Origin of the sequence: Anabaena sp. CCY 9910 (genome assembly GCF_963920875.1) — a bacterium.
Classification (GTDB): domain Bacteria; phylum Cyanobacteriota; class Cyanobacteriia; order Cyanobacteriales; family Nostocaceae; genus Trichormus; species Trichormus variabilis.
In genome coordinates this window covers 1-18,767 of the sequence record NZ_CAWUDJ010000034.1, presented here as the reverse complement: position 1 = coordinate 18,767, position 18,767 = coordinate 1, and the positions used below count along the sequence as shown (strand labels likewise).

Here is an 18,767-nt window from a genome sequence, read left to right as displayed (position 1 = left end):
AAGTAAAACTTAGTTTTACTGAACATTTTTTTAACTTAATTATGAGTTCAACATCTATGCTTAAGAATTTGTTAGTGAGTGTTGGTATTGGCGCAGCTAAAGTAGATACACGCCTGTTCAAGAATTCCGTCATTCCTGGAATGAATTGGCAGTAGTTTTCCCTCTGATCGCAGATCAGTTACAAGTGTTGCTGGAGATTGATAAATGCACCAGTGGTTGGAAAGGTTCGCCAGAAGAAGCTTTTGATTATAGATGAGTACTTGATTGTCAAACAATCAGATTTATATGAAACTGATTTAGAAGCGTTGATTGATCAGATAATTCAATGTCATCTTAGTTAACTTTTATTGCTAGTTTGACATAGCAATGGCAAGCAAATTTTTTGATTAAGAAAGGGGTGTAAGTGATATGAGCGAACATAATTTTACAGATAATTTGCGCTGGACATCAGAAGCCAAGACAAAGTTGAAAAATATTCCCTTTTTTGCACGCTCTCAAGCCCAAGCAAGAATTGAGCAGTTAGCGCGTCAAGCAGAACAGGATATAGTCACACCAGAGTTAGTAGAACAAGCCAGACTGGAGTTTGGACAATAAAGGCAAAAAGCGGTGTAGATATTCTTCCCGCTTGATTGCCTTTGTGTAATGGCTTTGCTATCACGCACTGCCACATAACACAGTGCGTTAGGCGTGGAGATTATTTTTTGTGGCTAATCATATCGAAATCTGCGCCTAACACTACAAAAATCTAATTTTTACTTTATAAATAACCTCTGAATTACGAATTACGAATTATTATTAACTGCCCACATTCATCGCCGCTAACATAGCCTTCTGTCCAACTTCTTTGTACAGGGTTGCTAAATATTTCATGACTACATCACTAGAGTTTAAATCTGTTGAACTTTCTTCATCTTTTACTAGAGGAACTGCTCCTAATACATCTAACACTGTTTCAGAAGTTGAGGGAGCAATCACAACTAATGATGATTCGAGTGGTTCATGATATTGCCAGCAAGAATCCAATTTTATATTAGATTGAGTTCGAGTAACTTGCTGTTGAGGCTCAGATGCTGCTGTTATTTTAGTTTCAATTTTTGCATTACGTAGTTGTCGTAAATCGCGGATAATTTTTTCCTGATTACGTCCACGTAATTGAAACAAGACAAATGGATCTTCACTAAATCTATCGCCTAATTGATAGTAGACTGCACCAACGTGTTTACAAGGGTTAGCTTTATCAGGGCAGGAGCATTTACTATGGACATCGGACAAAGTGAAAGGAAATAATGAAAGCCCGTTAGTTGTAAATACTTCCTCAATATTTTGGGGCATTTCTCCTGCTAATAGCTTGGCAGCGAAAACAGCTTTTTGGGACATAGTTTCAATTACATAACCCCACTGCTCATCACTAAATGGATCAAGTGATAGGGATACTTTATAAGGCTCCTCTTCACTACCCTGAACTCTAGCTAATACTTTTGCACCTTTAAACTCGATACTCAAAACATTACCTTGACGAGAATATATCCGCGCTCGTTCTAAACGTTTTTTAAAGCGATAAGAATCTAATAAATCGAGCCATCTTTGTGACCACCATTCCCGGCTCGCTTGTAAAGTGTAAGTCGTCATTATTAAATATATGTAGTTTACTTTCTATAGGGTATTACGAATTATTCTATATCCGCCTTGCCTCTTGACTCCTTAGCCAAGTGCTTAGTCTGCTTCAAGTTACCATCACGCAGGTACTCCAGGATTTCCGCGTCAAGTGTTAATGGTCGCAAATTTGAATAGCATCCTTGTAATCCTATCAAATGTCTCATAAAATACATAGATTTTTATCTATGATAATTATTGATTTATTCGACATATAAGAATTAATTAGAGTAGACATCGTTGATTTATTTTGATGGGTAATTCCTTTTTGATAGAGATAACGGTAAGCTAAGAAGAATATTAAGCAAAGATAAATTTGCCTTATTTACGATAGCTGTATTGATTCGGATTTATACAAGTTAACTCCGAAATACTTTAATTTTTTGTGACAAATCTAGAGGTAAGTTCATGGCTCAGTTTCTCCTTGAGACTGTTTGGCTAGTCCCTTTGTATGCTCTAATTGGCGGTCTATTAGCCATACCTTGGTCGCCGGGGATCATTCGCAAGACGGGGCCAAGACCGGCTGGTTATGTAAATTTAATAATGACGTTTTTGGCGTTGGTTCATAGTGCGATCGCCTTACAAGCGACTTGGAATCATCCGCCCACAGAAGTATTTCTACCTTGGCTATCTACTGCTGGTTTAGACCTTACCATTGCCATAGAAATTTCTTCTATAAGTGTAGGCGCAATGGTAGTCATTACGGGGTTGAATTTCCTTGCCCAAATTTTTGCTATCGGCTACATGGAAATGGATTGGGGTTGGGGACGCTTTTATTCATTATTGGGATTATTTGAGGCGGGATTATGTGCCTTAGCCTTATGCAACAATCTATTCTTCAGTTATGTAATTCTAGAAATCCTCACATTAGGAACCTACTTACTAGTTGGTTTATGGTTTAGCCAACCATTAGTAGTCAGTGGCGCAAGAGATGCGTTCTTGACCAAGCGGGTGGGAGACTTGTTCCTACTCATGGGTGTATTGGGATTATGGCCGCTAGCAGGAACTTGGAATTATCCAGAACTAGCGCAATGGGCGGAAACAGCCAACGTTGACCCCACAATTATTACACTAGTGGGTTTAGCTTTAGTTGCTGGGCCAATGGGTAAGTGCGCCCAATTCCCCTTGCATCTGTGGTTAGATGAAGCGATGGAAGGCCCGATGCCGAGTACTATTTTACGGAACTCGGTAGTAGTTGCCAGTGGAGCATGGGTACTGATTAAACTCCAACCAGTGTTAACTTTATCACCTGTAGTTTCCTCATTTATTGTGGGGATTGGTGCAGTCACAGCCATTGGTGGTTCTTTAATTGCGATCGCCCAAATTGATGTTAAACGCTGCTTGTCCTATTCTGTCAGCGCTTACATGGGTTTGGTGTTTATTGCGGTAGGCGCACGCCAAGATGAAGCTGCACTGTTATTAGTACTCACCCATGCAGTATCGGCGGCATTATTGGTCATGAGTACCGGCGGTATTATTTGGAACAGTGTTACCCAAGATGTGACTCAACTAGGTGGACTGTGGTCACGTCGCCCCATTTCTGGGTTAGCCTTCATTGTCGGCACATTGGGCTTAATTGGATTCCCCCCATTGGGTAGCTTTTGGGCATTATTAAAACTAGCCGATGGCTTATGGGGAACTCACCCTTGGTTAGTGGGAATTGTCATAGCTGTCAATGGTTTAACCGCCTTCAGTTTAGTGAGAGAATTTGGCTTGATTTTTGGTGGTAAACCGAAACAGATGACTGAGCGATCGCCAGAAGTTCATTGGCCGATGGTACTGCCAATGATGATTTTATTTGGCTTTGTTCTGCATCTGCCTTTAATTTTGCAAAGCTTATCGCTTTTACCTGATTGGGCAAATATCAACAAAGATGTCGCATTACTGTTAATTTGGTCAAGCATTTTTGGTTGCAGTATTAGCAGTGTCATTTATTTAAGCAACATTCTTCCTAAACCAATTCGCTTACCTTGGAAAGGTTTGCAAGACCTACTAGCATACGATTTTTATACCCCCAATCTGTATCGCATAACCATTATTTTCAGTGTTGCCCAAGTTTCTAAATTTGCCGATATGATTGACCGATTCGTAGTCGATGGTATCGTCAATTTTGTTGGTCTGTTCTCACTGTTAGGTGGTGAAGGTCTAAAATACAGTACTTCTGGACAAACCCAATTTTATGCCTTGACTGTTCTTTTAGGAGTAGGTGTTTTGGGCGCTTGGGTGACTTGGCCTTTCTGGGGATTCCAGTTTTTGGATTTGATGTTTTAAGTAATTCGTCAGTAGTTAGTTGTCAGTTGTCAGTGGCAAAAAATTGACAACTGACACACCCAGGCAAATAAAATATTCGACTTACAAAAGTATTATGCTTAGTGTACTAATTTGGATACCAATTTTAAGTGCTATAGTTATCGGGTTTTGGCCTAGTAATCCCAATCAAGCTAGCCGTGTTCGCTTAGTAGCTTTAACTGTTGCAGGAATAGTATTACTCTGGAATCTGTTTATTCTGTTGAAATTTGATATCAGCTATCCAGGAATGCAGTTCCAAGAATATCTACCTTGGAATGAAACTTTAGGTTTGAGTTATCAACTAGGCGTTGATGGGTTATCAATTTTGATGTTGGTATTAAATAGCCTCCTCACCTGGATTGCTATTTACAGCAGTAGCAAACAAACAGAACGCCCCCGCCTTTTTTACTCAATGATTCTGCTAGTCAGTGGTGGAGTTGCAGGTGCTTTCTTAGCTGAAAACTTACTACTGTTTTTCCTCTTCTACGAACTAGAATTAATCCCCTTTTATTTATTAATTTCGATTTGGGGAGGAGAAAAACGTGCTTACGCTGGGATTAAGTTTCTAATTTACACAGCCGTTTCTGGGGCTTTCATTCTAGCTACATTTTTGGGTATGGTTTGGCTAACGGGTTCTTCCAGTTTCGCCTTTGATGCTGTATCTACCCAAAACCTCTCTGCCGGACTGCAACTGATTCTACTTGTAGGAATCATCTTAGGCTTTGGTATCAAAATTCCTTTGGTTCCCTTTCATACTTGGTTGCCTGATGCTTACGTAGAAGCTTCCGCACCAATCGCCATTCTTTTGGGTGGCGTGTTGGCAAAGTTAGGAACTTATGGACTCTTGCGATTTGGACTAGGAATGTTTCCGCAAACTTGGAGTGCTGTTGCGCCAACCTTAGCAATTTGGGGGGCTGTGAGTGCAATTTATGGGGCAGTAATTGCGATCGCCCAAAAAGACATCAAGCGCATGGTAGCATACAGTTCCATCGGTCACATGGGTTATGTATTATTAGCCAGTGCTGCCAGTACTTCTCTAGCCCTCGTTGGTGCTGTATCCCAAATGTTCAGCCACGGTTTGATTTTGGCTATACTTTTCCATTTGGTGGGAGTCATAGAAGAGAAAGTTGGCACAAGGGAGTTAGACAAACTCAACGGTTTAATGAGTCCAATTCGCGGTTTACCCCTCATTAGTGCATTACTAGTTTTAAGTGGTATGGCTAGCGCAGGTATTCCCGGTTTAACAGGGTTCATCGCCGAATTTATCGTCTTCCAAGGCAGCTTTGCCGCCTTCCCTTTCTCTACTTTATTGTGTGTCGCATCTAGCGGTCTAACAGCAGTTTATTTTGTTATCCTCCTCAACCGCACCTGTTTTGGCAGACTCGATAACAACCAAGCCTACTACGCCAAAGTTCTTTGGTCAGAGAAAACACCAGCCTTAATTCTGGCAGCCTTAATCATCTTTCTAGGAGTACAACCAACTTGGTTAGTGCGGTGGAGTGAACCCACAACTACAGCAATGGTCGCAGCGATTCCTCCTGTGGAAAAAACAGTAATCTCGCAAGTTGCGCTGAAGTAGTCAACCAGAGAATTACTCAAAACCCACATCTGACTAAGTAACCTTCTTGAAGATTAGGAAATCACGATGGTACAAACTCCAGAAAAACCCACAACAAAAATCCCTCCTTCCCAGCATGAATTTGCGGATATAATTTATCGCCTAGAAGCAGGCGGTTCTATGTTGCCAGATACACCAGAGAACCTGATGCAAATCATCGGCATATATAAGGCTTATGCTGTGCCGATGGATTTTTACTGGCGCGACCTACTTTATATTGCTGAACAAGTATTTCTAAACCCATTTCCCTTTTTTAAATACTTCATTTCCCAAGAATATTTAGACCTACATAATCATTACGCCGGTGATGATGCTGATTTAAGAATTTGGCGAGGTGTAGCTACAGCCCATCCAGAACTTTTGGCATTTATGGAAAAGGGTGAAACCTTTAAGATGCCAAAATTATTGCATCATTTGTTGCACGATCGCATTAACATGGAGTTTGCCGAAGCTTGTATGCAGGCTATGCTTTGGCACCGTAAAATGTATGCGCCAGTTAACCAATTTGACGCTTACCTCGACTCAGAAGAATATAAGGCTAACGCTGATAGAGCAATTAAAGCTTATTTTCAAGGCAACCCAGTCATGTTGGGGCTTTACAAGCTGTTCCCGGATATGTTCTTGGAACAGTGCCGCCAGATGTCTTACTACTCTAACTTGGGCTTATTCTGGGAAGTCATGGCTCCTGTATTCTTTGAAATGTCGGATATCTATGATGAAGGTGGCTTTAAGGGTGTTCCAGATGCAATGAACTTTTTGGTTAATGGCATATTTGCGATCGCAGGTCGTCCGATTTACCATCATGTATATATCCGTGGTGAATGCTACGAAATCATTCCTAAATCTAAAGGTTTTACCTGGCTATACGAAGCCGCATTACCCTATGTAGAAGCCGTTTTCTATCGCACAGCCCCTTTCCGTGGGACTAAATCCTATAACGCTCAAGCCGGTCAAGTACCTGCTGACCAAAAAGACTTCCACTACGGTATTCTCTACGCTGATGTGTTTCCTGTAGGAACTGCGGGTATTCCTCCCACATTACTCATGCAAGATATGTTGCACTTCTTACCACAATATCTTGTTGATTACTACAAAAAATATTGTCGTGGGGAAGAAGATATGTTGATTCAGTTGGGAATTACTTTCCAACGTTCAATGTACAACGTCACCTCTGCCGTAATTCAAGCATTGCGAACAGCACTTTTATATCCTTTAGATGACCCCAATCCTAAACATTTACAAGCCAACCGCGACTTCTTTGAATCACAACTAAATCGCTTTACTCGCTCAGAATATGGTATGCGTGACGCTGCTCGTTTGCGGAGTATTCAAAATCAAGATTATCGGTAGAAAATTTACCTACTAACTGCAATTCAGTTACCCAATCACCTTTTTATTTACTATCCAGAAGTAACTGAATAATTTATTTGCTCACAAGATGTTTATGACTTGTGAGCTTTTTTTATATTATTCATCATCCACTAGATTGGCTAATTCAAGCCACACTTTCGTATATGGGTTTTACTATTCTCTTAATAGTGGATATTTGTCTAGCAAATATACACCCCCCAATCAAGCAGCAAATACCGCCAAACAATAAAGCATTTGCCACGCCAACTTGACTGGCTAATGCACCAAAAAATAAATTTCCAATGGGTAGTATTCCCAAGAAACCAGTTGTAAATATGCTAGTTACTCTACCTCTTTTATTCTCATCAGTAATAATTAACTGCATAAAATTGCTGAGTGCTGCTAGAGTTAAAGTATTGTTCATTCCTATCAGAAAAATAAAAATCAGAGAGAATTCCCATACTGTTGAACGAGAAAACATTATTAAACTTAAGCCTAAAAGTATAGCGGAACGCGCTATGATCTCCACCAAACCCAAAGCTTTCTTCCGCGAAATTAAATACAGCCCGGATACTATCGAACCCAAAGCTGAAGCAGTCATCAAAAATCCTAGAGTTTCCGCATTACCATTTAAAATTTCTTTTGCAAATATAGGCGTTAAGTTTACATAAGTCATTGCCATAAAGCAAACTAATATTTGTAATATCAAAAGATATTTTATTGGCACAAATTCATAAGCAAAAACAAATCCTTCTTTGAGATGTTCCCAGATAGGTGTTGTTTTATGAGATGAACTATTAGGAAGTGACTTGACTTCAATGGTTAATATTGCTGATATAAATGGCAAGTAACTAATAGCATCAACTAAAAAGCATGAAGCTGCACCAGACCGAGCAATCAATATACCGCCAATCATTGGACTGACAAACTTAGCAGTATTAATCATGAATGAATGGGAAGCCATTGCACTATAAACATCTGCTTTGGTTTCCACCAATCTGGGAATAATCACTTGGCGTGCTGGTAAGTCAAACGCTTTCACAGTTCCCTGAAGCATCCCAATCAGAATTATCCACGTAACGTTGATGTGATTGTTCAGGGTAAGAAAAGTTAATGTTGAAGATAGGATGATAGACACTGTTTGCGTTGTTAGCAAAACATATCGTAGATTCCAGCGATCTAGTAAAACTCCGGCTAATGGTGTTACAAATAAGCCTACAGCTTGATTAGTAAATCCAGCTACTCCAACTAACATAGCTGAATTTGTTAATTGATAAACCAACCATACTAAGGCAATTTGTGTCATCCAAGAGCCGAAAAAAGATAAGCTCTCTCCAATGACAAAACTAGCAAAGTTTAAAGACTTAAGCGCCGGGGGGAATTCAAAAAAAGTTAACTTGAGTTTCTCTATTTTAGAGCTTTCTCTATGAGTTGGTGTCATCAGATATTCCTTGTTTAAAAGTCTCTGCAAAACTTTGATGAAACTAGAGATTTCAGAGTCAAGAGTAGTGAAAACCTATTCTCTTTCCCTCTTCATAAGTTCAAAAGTTGTCAATACAGTTTGGTCTGACTAAATCATTACCAAATGCCATCGATATTTAACATGGCTTAATATTAGACTGGCATAAAGTTTGCATGCTTACTATTTGGGTATAGAATAGTTAGCTAATAAAACAACGAAGCATATGCTACCATGACAAATCACAAAACTACAACAGCAGTTGCTACAGTCAGTTATTAAGAAAGTAAAATATTATACTGAAAAATTGGCAGAACTATCGGCGGAATCTACGGAATGAATAGGGTAGCCATAATTTAACTCTTTTACATCACTGGTGATAAATTTCACCGCCATCTTAAATAATTAAAAGATGTGTTACAAGTGAGGCTTGTCGAAAGTCCACGTTATAATTAGGCGATCGCTATCGTACCGTCCCAATTGTTAATTAACGGCTGTAGTGTAACTGAGATATTAGCAGACCTATTGGTATAAGTGATTGTGGTGAAAAACTCGAAGTAATAGTAAATTTAATTATAATTGTGCTGCCAAAATATACATTGTTTTTGATTTTCAGATAGTTCTACACTAACAGCCAATAAATCTTTGTTGCTCAGAGAAGACTTGCAATAAAATGGGTGTTTTGGTTGTCTAGTAGTGTAATCGAAAAATATTGACAATCGGTCTGAAGATAGAGGTAGTTTTCCTCTATGAAAAATATTAGCAGTATCAACAAAAATCACTGCCCCAGATTTTCCTGTGCAGGGCTGCCAATAAGATGAAGATACAACCTGATCCATAGTCTCATCCTTTATATAAGTATCATCATATTTCAAAGACTTAGAAATATGCGAAGTCAAAGACTTGGGGATATATTCAAAAGGCCCACCATCTTCATTTACATCGTTAAGATAAATAATAATTTTGAGCATCTTCCTATCTTCTTTATCCAGATGCCATAATCGAGATTTTTTTCGCACTTGATTGTTAATATCTCGGCGAAAATAAGCACCATGATAAGCTACTGACAAACCAAGATAGTTTTCTACGATATTAAGTAATCTCTCCTGAAGTCCCCAAAAGAAAATACTAGAATGCTCTCTAATTTGCTCAGAGGTAGCATGAACAGTAAATTCATTTTGATTTCCAGCAATATTTCTCGGTATTTTTGTCTTCAAAAGTTTTGCCGCTTGGAGCATTTCCATCGTAGAGGGAATTGATAATTCTGTTAATGAAGTTATCACAATCCCTTCTTCTTGAAGATTTTTAACCAAAGATAAATCACTTTCCGCAAGATAAGGTAGATGATCAGTATGTTGAGCGATCGCTGTTTGATATGCAATATCAGCCGTATTACTGAACAATGGTATTCGATAGATTTTTCTAATTATTTCGTTGCGAACTTTTTTAACAATTGTTATCATAATTGCCCTGATACTATTATTTTCAAATAAAATCTGTAGTGATTCTCATACCAACGAATTAGAGGCAGGAAGAAATAACTACAAATGGACGCAGATAAATTTATAATCCAGTATTTCCGTAAAGTTTATGAATATTTTTCGAGTTGTGATATTCCTGCAAATACTAATTAATAATATCGCCTTCCATGTTTCGCAATAAGCCATCTTGGCATTAATTTCAATAAAATAAAAACCTACTTAAATACTGCAAAATTATTTTTAATAAAAAATAAGAATCCCTGATATTTTTATCAGAGATTCTTGGTAATTTTACAAAATGATTGTATTTAGTTAATGGCAGCAATGGGTTTTGTTGGTCACCCAATCATATAAATCTGCTAATAAGCGCCACTATTTCTATTAAATAGAATAGCTACAGTTTTGAAAATTAGCTTTAAATCATACATCAAGCTCCAGTTTTTTTGATATAGCAAATCTAGACGAATTACATCTTCAAAACTACGAACTTTAGACCTACCATTTACTTGCCATTCCCCAGTCATACCGGGTTTAACATCCAAACGTTGCCATTCTGGTACTTCATAGCGTTCTACTTCATCAGGTGTAGGTGGTCTAGTCCCTACTAAACTCATATCTCCTTTCAAAACATTCCAAAATTGAGGAAATTCATCCAGACTAGTACGCCGTAAAAATCTGCCTACTCGTGTAATTCTAGGATCGTTTTCATTCTTGAAAAAAGCACCCTGTACCTGGTTTTCAACTTGAGATTTTTTTGCTTCCGCATCCACACACATGGAGCGAAATTTCCAAATTTTGAAGCGTTTCCCCATCCAACCACAACGGATTTGTCCAAAGAAAATGGGGCCTGGGTCATCGATTTGAATTGCAATCACAATGGGAATACACAAAATTCCCGTGATTACCAAACCCACTAAAGCGCCAAGAATATCCAAAAATCGTTTAGTCCAGGATGCAACAGAGGGATGAGTGGTAGGTAGTTGCTCTATTTTACGAGTAGAAGCTTTCTGATTATCTAAAGCATTCTCAGCTTCTGTTGGGGATATATTGCTACTGGGTTCAATAGAAAAAACTTTATCTAGTCCGGTGAGGTTTAATACTGCCATGACCTGGGGAGTGACATTCCGCAGGATCATGACAATTCCTTTTTCTTTAGTGGTTTTAAAGTTACTAACTAATGCCCCCAAGCCACTGCTATCCATAAAGGTAGTTTGTTGAAAATCAATAATGATTTCCTTGGGATGAGAGTTTCCTTTGGTTAATTCTTGGCAGGTTTGCTTAAAGCCCACTGCTTCCAGCACGCTTAATCGGACAGGAACCTGCACTATTAGGGTTTCATTTAGGGTGGTAACTAGAAAATTTACCTCTGTGGGTTGGCTAGTCATGAAGCTCTGCACTTTGGTTGCCATGTACATTTAATCTGCCACACATTATTTTGTTCTAGAAAATTACCTAACCTTATGTTAATCAGTAGGAGTAATGACTCATAGTTAGTTACTCAGGATCAGATTAGAGATTGCCTACAAAGATTCACAATAGAACAAGAAGCTAAAAAACATACTTGTTGTTGCATCGACGTAGTGCGATCGCATATTACACCCATGACTGCTAAAACTACAGCCGAACCTACTGCACGCCTGGTTGAGGTCTTTTCTGCTATTCAAGGGGAAGGACTGAATGTCGGGACACGTCAAATTTTTATTCGCTTTGCTTTTTGTGACTTGCGCTGTCACTTTTGCGATAGCGCCCACACATGGAATGCGCCTGCTAGTTGTAGGATAGAACGATCGCCAGGACTGCGAGATTTTGAAAGTCACCCAAATCCTGTCCCTCTAACCACTCTCATCGAATGGGTTGAAAGGCAAAATTTACCTTGTCTACACGATAGCATTAGCTTGACCGGTGGAGAACCGCTTCTTCATGCTCCTTTTTTACAGGAATTTTTGCCCAAAGTGCGATCGCTCACTGGTTTACCTATATACCTAGAGACTGGCGGACATCGCCCAGAACAATTGGCTACGATTTTACCCTATCTAGACTCTGTGGGTATGGATTTGAAACTCCCTAGTGTCAGTGGTGAATCTCATTGGCAAGCACATTCCCAATTCCTTCAACTTTGTCACCCACAATCAGAGACTTTTGTCAAAATAATTATCTCTCATCGCACAGACTTAGCTGAATTGGAACGTGCGGCTTTACTTGTAGCAGATGTCAGTCCTGAAATCCCTGTATTTTTGCAGCCTGTCACGCCTCTAGCCGAGTCTGATCAATTCAGCCAAACACCCGCGCTTGCTCCTGCTCCAGCAGATGTTTTGACGTGGCAAACTTCGATGAAACGGTTTTTAAAATACGTTCGCGTTGTGCCGCAGACTCATAAAATGTTAAATCAGTTATGAAGAGTAAACCAACAAATTTCTGTAAATTTCTCTGATGAAATTAAAAACTTTGTAAGGCCAAGGCTATATAGTGTTTTTTCGTTGTGTACAATACACTCTGCAAGAGGTGAGCGGCTAGATTAGTTTATCTTGTAGCCTTTTACCTTTGTGCCTCTGCGGTTAAATAAATTTTCAACCACAGAGGCACACAAATAGAGATATTTAGGCTGTTATTATCCACTTCATGTATTTTTCTTAGTCTTCATCAGTGGCTTTAGATTTAGCTTTTGCTTTGTTAGCGCTGCGTTTGAGTGCCGACAGTCTGGCTTCATAGCGGGAGCGTTGGCGTTTACTGGGAGTAGTGTCAATGAGAGTTTTTAAAGCGCTACCAAGACTTTTGTAGGCATTGGGGAGACTATAACCGAAGCGAGTTGCCAAGGCGATCGCTTTTTCATCCGCATCCAGAACTTCTCTAATTTGTTTTTCCCCATTATTCTTTTGATACAGCCGCCAGCCAGAAACACCGCACAGCGCCAAAGCCAACACCAACAATAATCCATCCTGTACCCATAACTCACCCACAGCACCGCCCAAACCAATGGCTAATGCTGCCATTTCCCAACCATCTTTGGGAATTGTGTCATTTTGAATACGGGCTACTTCATGCCAAAATAGCAGATTACGCTGATCCATTGCCAGAGCATCCCATTTAACCAAGTCAATTTGAATTTCTACCTGGTCTTTACCAATTTCTTCGCTACGGATCAGGGGTGGATTGACCTCAGTTGTACCTTCAACCGTGACCCAGCTCTGCAATTCTGGCGGTAGTAGGCCTTTCAACCGCCGAAGTTCACTCATTTCCGCTTTAGCAGAGGAGGTTGCATAGGATGTCATAAAATCCAGCCCTAGAAAATTTCAGTATATTGTGAGGGTATCACTTTGGAGTATAGCTGACTTGGAAGAGTATTGAGTGCTGAGTTCTGGGTAAAAAATTTGAACATCTGGCCTTTATCCTCAGCGCTCCTTTCCATTCATCGTGGTGTATACAGTTAATGATAACTATTTAAGTGATGATGCGTCTCACTCTGTAGGAAAACTACCCCGCTTCTTTCGCGCTTCCATTGCTTTTTCTAAAATTTCTAATAATCCAGGAGCTTCTTCCTGAATACTTAATAATATTCTTTCACCAAGTTCTATATTCCCAGGATCATGACCTGTTTTCATCACTTCTATCAATCGGGGTATAGCTATATTGTCCACAATCTGAATTAATCCACTCAGGCACCGATGAAATTGCCTCTCGGTGAGAATCGAGTCTTCTAAGGGAAACTCAATGATTGCTCTAATTTCACCGTCTGACGGGTCATATTCCCATTGCAGCATTTTCGTTTCCCAAGAAATTGCTAGCATCGTCTGTAAGATAGCTCCCTTGTAAGGATGGTCTTGTACTCCAGCCAGAACTTGCGGCGCAAATACTCGAAAAAATTTTCCTTCTTCGTCTAGTTGGACAACTATGAGAAAGTCCTCTAGGTTGTCAGCGTCCACACCTGTAATAATGCGGTCTTCTTCTTCCTCAAGACGGTAGTCCCAACCTAGTTTGTCTAAGTAATTAGCAATTTGTTTGAGGTTAGCTCCCATAAAACCCTCTCGAAAAAATGGTGGAGCATTTGTCACCAGGACTAGTGTAACCTTTTAGGGGCATCTGGATTAATTGACATAATGGCTGCTCTATTTTTCGTCAGGATACAGAAAGTCTTACTACAACTAGATAAATCTATTGGTAGATATATCCAGATTTTTCATATTGCAGAAATTTGGTGAGTTCTCAGGTAATCAATTTTTCAAATGAGTCGTCTATTGTGTCTCTCAATTAATGAAAAAGGCTATGTTTTGTTTGATATTTGTCAGGTATTGAAGACAAATTTTTAAACATGAATTAATTCAAAATTCAAAAATTATACGTAGGGTGGGCATTACCCAGCAAAAATCGGATAGGGTGGGCAATGCCCACCCTATAAATACTACGTCCAATTAGTAATAAGTCTGCATATGATTTTCGCCTTATTACCCATTAATAGTTTATTTGAGTAACTACATGAATTAAATAGGATGGTGATAAGTACCCAAAAAGCCTTATATTACAAACATCAATTTGTTGCTATGACTTTATTGTATTCAGCAACACTTTTGGAGGGTCGCTAACTTAGATGTTTATGAATAAATTAGTTCTTATCCTGGGCGCATCATTAATTTTTACTACTACTGCTTGTGGAGGAGATTCAGCGCCAACAACCGATACATCTACTAATTCAGGAGGTACATTAGTCGCAAATCGCTGGAATACGATTAAAAATCGTGGTCAGTTAATTTGCGGTGTCAGTGGCGAAGTCCCAGGATTCAGTTTTGTGGGAACTAATGGTGAGTATAGCGGTATTGATGTAGATGTTTGTCGAGCGATCGCCGCAGCTTTGTTTGACAACCCAGATGCAGTAGAATTTCGTAACCTTAGCGCTAAAGAACGATTTACAGCGCTGCAAACTGGCGAAGTAGATATTCTCAGCCGTAACACTACTTGGACACTCAGCCGCGCTACCTCAGTTGGTCTAGAATTTGCACCTGTAGTCTTTTACGACGGTCAAGCAATCATGGTTCGCAAAAATAGCGCCATCAAATCTCTAGCAGACCTGAAAGACAAAGCCATATGTGTGCAAACAGGTACTACAACTGAGCAGAACTTAGCAGACCAAATGCGGAAGCGCAATATCACCTATAAGCCAGTTGTGTTTGAAGACGTTAACGTTACCTTCGCCACCTATGCTGAAGGACGTTGTGATGCAATCACCGCCGACCGTTCAGCCTTAGTATCCAGACGCACAACCCTACCCAAACCGGAGGATAATGTGGTTTTAGATGAAGTTATTTCTTCAGAGCCACTTGCACCAGCAGTTGCTAAAGGTGATGCTAAATGGAGTGATACTGTGAATTGGGTAGTTTATGCCCTAATTAAAGGTGAAGAATTAGGGATTAATTCTCAAAATTTAGGTCAATTTACGACTAGTAACGACCCAGATGTTAAACGCTTTTTAGGAACCGAAGGTGATTTAGGTCAAGGACTTGGTTTAACTAACGACTTCGCCGCCAGAATCATCAAACACGTAGGGAACTACGGCGAACTTTACGATCGCAACCTCGGCCCCAAAACAAAGCTTAATTTAGCACGAGGTCAAAACCAACTGTGGTCAAAAGGCGGATTATTATACTCTCCACCGTTCCGCTAGACGAGTGCAAAAAAAATGACTATGGACTATATATATACAAGAATTGCACCGCAAAGTTTCAATGACCAACGAAAAACCTCCTTTTTGGCGTGATAATCGCTTCTGGTATATTGCTGGGCAATTGATTGCTTTATTTTTAGCTGCATTTGTAGTGACTATCCTGTTAGGTAATCTCAACCGCAATTTGCAACGATTGGGCATTCAATTTGGCTTTGATTTTCTCAAGCAGCAAGCATCTTTTGATATCGGCGAAACGCTGATTGCTTATAAACCAACTGATACTTATAGTCTGGCTTTATGGGTAGGACTAATTAATTCATTACGAATAGCATTTATTGGCATCATTCTGACAACAATTGTTGGGGTCATTGCGGGAATTGCCAGATTATCTGATAACTGGTTAGTGCGGAACATTTCCTTAGTTTATGTAGAGGTATTCCGTAATACCCCATTACTTTTACAGTTGTTGTTTTGGTACTTTGCAGTTTTTTTAGGGCTTCCCAAAGCAGATAATAAAATTTCTCTTGGGGGATTTATTAGCCTGAGCCAAAATGGACTAGAACTACCTTGGGTTACATTCTCACCAGAGTTTTCTGCTTTACTGCTGGGGCTAATTTTTTACACTGGAGCTTTTATTGCGGAAATTGTCCGAGGCGGGATTCAGTCAGTATCTAAGGGACAATGGGAAGCAGGGCGATCGCTAGGATTAAACCCAAGCTTAATCATGCGCCTAGTTATTTTCCCTCAAGCCTTGCGAGTCATCATTCCCCCACTCACAAGCCAGTATCTTAATCTCACCAAAAATTCCAGTTTAGCGATCGCCATCGGCTACCCCGATATTTATTTTGTTGCCTCCACCACCTTTAATCAAACAGGAAAAGCAGTAGAAGTTATGTTACTCCTAACGCTTACCTATCTCTCTCTCAGTTTGACTATCTCCCTCATCATGAATACCTTTAATCGCACCGTACAGATTAAAGAAAGGTAAAAGGGACTCTTAAGAGAGAGAGGAGCAGGGGAAGCAAAGAAGAATAACTATGGACTATTGACCAATGACTAATGACTAATGATTAAACTAACTTGGTTACACAAAAATCTATTTAGTACTTGGTATAACAGCCTATTAACTGTTATCTGCTCGGCGTTATTGTTGTGGCTAGTCCAAGGAATTGTCATTTGGGCAACTACCAAAGCACAATGGGCAGTTGTTCAAGTAAATTTACGCTTATTTTTAGTTGGCAGATTTCCCCAAACTGAATACTGGCGAGTTTGGATTGTTTTAGCGATCGCTTCTACTTTAGGTGCTGTGACTGCGGGTGTTTTCTTTCATCAGCAAAAGTTGACATGGCGGAAAGTAGGCTTATTTGCTTTTATTGTCGGCTTGCTATTAATTCTTTTCCCCCTAGATTTGTCATCGCGCCTGTGGTTGCTGTTGACGGCGATTTTATTGATACCTGGTTTTATACTTGGATCAAAGTTGACAAATTTAGTCGCCCCGTGGCTTTCCTTGATCTGGTTGTTGTCGTTCCCCATCATTCTGTGGTTGATTGGTGGCAACTTTGGTTTGCGTCCCGTATCCAGCAATTTGTGGAACGGTTTACTACTCACCTTATTGATGGCAGCAATTAGTATAGTTCTTTCTTTTCCCATCGGCGTTCTACTTGCCTTGGGACGTACTAGCAATTTGCCTGTAGTACGTTGGTTTTCTATTCTTTACATTGAAATTATTCGGGGAGTTCCACTAATTGGAATTTTATTTCTCGCACAAGTGATGTTGCCTTTGTTTTTTGCAGCCGATGTCCGTTTAGATCGAGTGTTGAGAGCGATCGCTGGCTTGGTACTATTTAGTGCAGCTTATATGGCCGAGAACGTGCGCGGTGGTCTGCAAGCCGTCTCCCGTGGACAAGTTGAAGCCGCAAAAGCACTAGGGTTAAATACTTTTTTCGTAGTATTGTTAATTGTCTTGCCCCAAGCCTTACGCGCAGTAATTCCCGCCGTCGTCGGACAATTTATTGGTTTATTTAAAGACACTTCTTTATTATCACTTGTAGGCTTAGTAGAACTTACAGGTATAGCCCGTTCGATTTTGGCGCAACCTCAGTTTATTGGTCGTTATGCAGAAGTATATTTATTTATTGGCTTGATTTATTGGCTATTTTGTTACTCAATGTCCCTTGCTTCCCGTCGGTTAGAAAGACAACTAAATAATTAATACAAAATTAATATGAAGCTGCTCCAAATAAATGATGTAGAGACGTTGCATGCAACGTCTCTACACTACAGAATTAAAGTGCATCTTTATCAAGAAACAATAGAAGTAAACTAAGGTTAATTTATATGGCAGAACCAACACCAATAATTATTGCTGAAGATGTCCACAAATGGTATGGCAAATTCCATGTCCTCCAAGGTGTCAGTTTAACAGTGAATCGTGGAGAAGTTGTAGTATTAATGGGGCCTTCTGGCTCAGGAAAATCCACATTTATCCGGACATTTAATGCTTTAGAAGCATACCAGCAAGGCAGAATTACCATTGATGGCATCACTCTCAGCCACGACTTGCGAAATATTGATGCAATTCGACGAGAAGTAGGGATGGTATTTCAGCAATTTAATTTATTTCCCCATTTAACAGTCTTGCAAAACATCACCTTGGCACCAATTTGGGTACGGCGATCGAAAAAAGCCCAAGCCGAAGAGTTAGCCATGCAACTCTTAGAAAGAGTGGGAATTTTAGAACAGGCAAATAAATACCCAGGACAGCTATCTGGGGGTCAACAACAACGAGTAGCGATCGCCCGTGCCTTAGCTATGCAACCAAAAATTATGCTATTCGATGAACCTACCTCTGCCTTAGATCCAGAAATGGTGAGAGAAGTGCTAGACGTGATGCGCTCTCTAGCCCGCGATGGTATGACAATGGTAGTGGTGACCCATGAAGTCGGGTTTGCCCGTGAAGTCGCCGACCGAGTAGTGTTAATGGATAGCGGTCACCTAGTCGAATCCGCTAGCCCTGACAATTTCTTCACCAAGCCCCAGGAAGAACGCACTCGCAAATTTTTATCACAGATTCTCTAGTACAAAGAATTACCCTGATGCAAAAATTGCATTTATTGAAATCTTACCCTGGTGTCTGTGCGTGATAAACTGCCGTAATTCGCACATAACTGAACATGATATTTACTCTTCCTAATTCTCCCCAAGGTTAAAGATAATCCCTCTTTTGTTACTTTAGGAAAAGAAAAATTGACAAGAGATTCAACT

General features: G+C 39.9%; 16 protein-coding genes. 10 read left to right on the top strand and 6 right to left on the bottom strand.

Annotated elements, in window-relative coordinates:
• The first annotated feature begins 41 nt into the window (after positions 1–41).
• Positions 42–155, top strand: a complete 114-nt coding sequence (locus tag ACM5QX_RS21425; RefSeq protein ID WP_414755380.1) for a sporulation protein — start codon at positions 42–44, stop codon at positions 153–155.
• Positions 156–408: 253 nt separating this feature from the next.
• Entirely contained in the window at positions 409–594 is a 186-nt protein-coding gene (locus ACM5QX_RS21420; RefSeq protein ID WP_011317610.1) for a PCP reductase family protein, read from the top strand.
• 201 nt (positions 595–795) lie between these two features.
• On the opposite strand, the gene ACM5QX_RS21415 is transcribed toward ACM5QX_RS21420, so the two are convergent.
• Positions 796–1,629, bottom strand: a complete 834-nt coding sequence (locus ACM5QX_RS21415; protein ID WP_414755378.1) for an SWIM zinc finger family protein — start codon at positions 1,627–1,629, stop codon at positions 796–798.
• A gap of 432 nt (positions 1,630–2,061) precedes the next feature.
• Here ACM5QX_RS21415 and ACM5QX_RS21410 point away from each other — a divergent pair, with 432 nt between their 5' ends.
• The 3 genes from ACM5QX_RS21410 (at position 2,062) to ACM5QX_RS21400 (ending at position 6,910) form a co-directional block, all read left to right on the top strand.
• Positions 2,062–3,924: an NAD(P)H-quinone oxidoreductase subunit F gene (locus ACM5QX_RS21410; protein ID WP_414755377.1), complete on the top strand. Its 1,863-nt coding sequence runs from the start codon at positions 2,062–2,064 to the stop codon at positions 3,922–3,924.
• Positions 3,925–4,018: 94 nt separating this feature from the next.
• Positions 4,019–5,521 (top strand): NADH-quinone oxidoreductase subunit M, encoded by a 1,503-nt coding sequence (locus tag ACM5QX_RS21405; RefSeq protein ID WP_414755375.1) that lies wholly within the window; start codon positions 4,019–4,021, stop codon positions 5,519–5,521.
• A 66-nt stretch (positions 5,522–5,587) separates the two neighbouring features.
• Complete coding sequence (locus tag ACM5QX_RS21400; protein WP_414755373.1) at positions 5,588–6,910, top strand: CO2 hydration protein; 1,323 nt, start codon at positions 5,588–5,590, stop codon at positions 6,908–6,910.
• A gap of 145 nt (positions 6,911–7,055) precedes the next feature.
• Here the strand turns inward: ACM5QX_RS21400 and ACM5QX_RS21395 are convergent, their stop codons facing one another.
• The 3 genes from ACM5QX_RS21395 to ACM5QX_RS21385 all read right to left on the bottom strand — a co-directional run bounded on the left by ACM5QX_RS21395 (position 7,056) and on the right by ACM5QX_RS21385 (position 11,259).
• On the bottom strand, positions 7,056–8,351 hold the full coding sequence (locus tag ACM5QX_RS21395; protein ID WP_414755372.1) for an MFS transporter: 1,296 nt from the start codon (positions 8,349–8,351) through the stop codon (positions 7,056–7,058).
• Between the two features lie 587 nt (positions 8,352–8,938).
• Positions 8,939–9,832 (bottom strand): 2OG-Fe(II) oxygenase, encoded by an 894-nt coding sequence (locus tag ACM5QX_RS21390; protein ID WP_414755371.1) that lies wholly within the window; start codon positions 9,830–9,832, stop codon positions 8,939–8,941.
• 377 nt (positions 9,833–10,209) lie between these two features.
• Positions 10,210–11,259 (bottom strand): anti-sigma factor antagonist, encoded by a 1,050-nt coding sequence (locus ACM5QX_RS21385; protein ID WP_414755369.1) that lies wholly within the window; start codon positions 11,257–11,259, stop codon positions 10,210–10,212.
• 192 nt (positions 11,260–11,451) lie between these two features.
• On the opposite strand from ACM5QX_RS21385, the gene ACM5QX_RS21380 reads away from it, so the two are divergent.
• Positions 11,452–12,246 carry a 7-carboxy-7-deazaguanine synthase QueE gene (locus ACM5QX_RS21380; protein ID WP_414755368.1) on the top strand — a complete coding sequence of 265 codons (795 nt, stop codon included), beginning with the start codon at positions 11,452–11,454 and terminating at the stop codon, positions 12,244–12,246.
• A gap of 234 nt (positions 12,247–12,480) precedes the next feature.
• Here ACM5QX_RS21380 and ACM5QX_RS21375 read toward each other — a convergent pair whose 3' ends face one another.
• Both ACM5QX_RS21375 and ACM5QX_RS21370 read right to left on the bottom strand, forming a co-directional pair.
• Positions 12,481–13,119, bottom strand: a complete 639-nt coding sequence (locus ACM5QX_RS21375) for a DUF3318 domain-containing protein (protein WP_011317601.1) — start codon at positions 13,117–13,119, stop codon at positions 12,481–12,483.
• Positions 13,120–13,305: 186 nt separating this feature from the next.
• A complete protein-coding gene (locus ACM5QX_RS21370; RefSeq protein ID WP_190567488.1) occupies positions 13,306–13,863 on the bottom strand; it encodes a hypothetical protein in 558 nt (185 codons plus the stop codon).
• A 575-nt stretch (positions 13,864–14,438) separates the two neighbouring features.
• Between ACM5QX_RS21370 and ACM5QX_RS21365 the strand changes: the two genes are divergently transcribed.
• From ACM5QX_RS21365 to ACM5QX_RS21350, 4 genes are all read left to right on the top strand, one after another.
• Positions 14,439–15,503 carry an amino acid ABC transporter substrate-binding protein gene (locus ACM5QX_RS21365; protein ID WP_414755366.1) on the top strand — a complete coding sequence of 355 codons (1,065 nt, stop codon included), beginning with the start codon at positions 14,439–14,441 and terminating at the stop codon, positions 15,501–15,503.
• 61 nt (positions 15,504–15,564) lie between these two features.
• Complete coding sequence (locus ACM5QX_RS21360) at positions 15,565–16,491, top strand: amino acid ABC transporter permease (protein WP_414755365.1); 927 nt, start codon at positions 15,565–15,567, stop codon at positions 16,489–16,491.
• A gap of 78 nt (positions 16,492–16,569) precedes the next feature.
• Positions 16,570–17,715, top strand: a complete 1,146-nt coding sequence (locus ACM5QX_RS21355) for an amino acid ABC transporter permease (protein ID WP_414755364.1) — start codon at positions 16,570–16,572, stop codon at positions 17,713–17,715.
• A gap of 125 nt (positions 17,716–17,840) precedes the next feature.
• Positions 17,841–18,581, top strand: coding sequence for an amino acid ABC transporter ATP-binding protein (locus ACM5QX_RS21350; RefSeq protein WP_414755363.1), 741 nt, complete (start codon positions 17,841–17,843; stop codon positions 18,579–18,581).
• Positions 18,582–18,767: the final 186 nt, after the last annotated feature.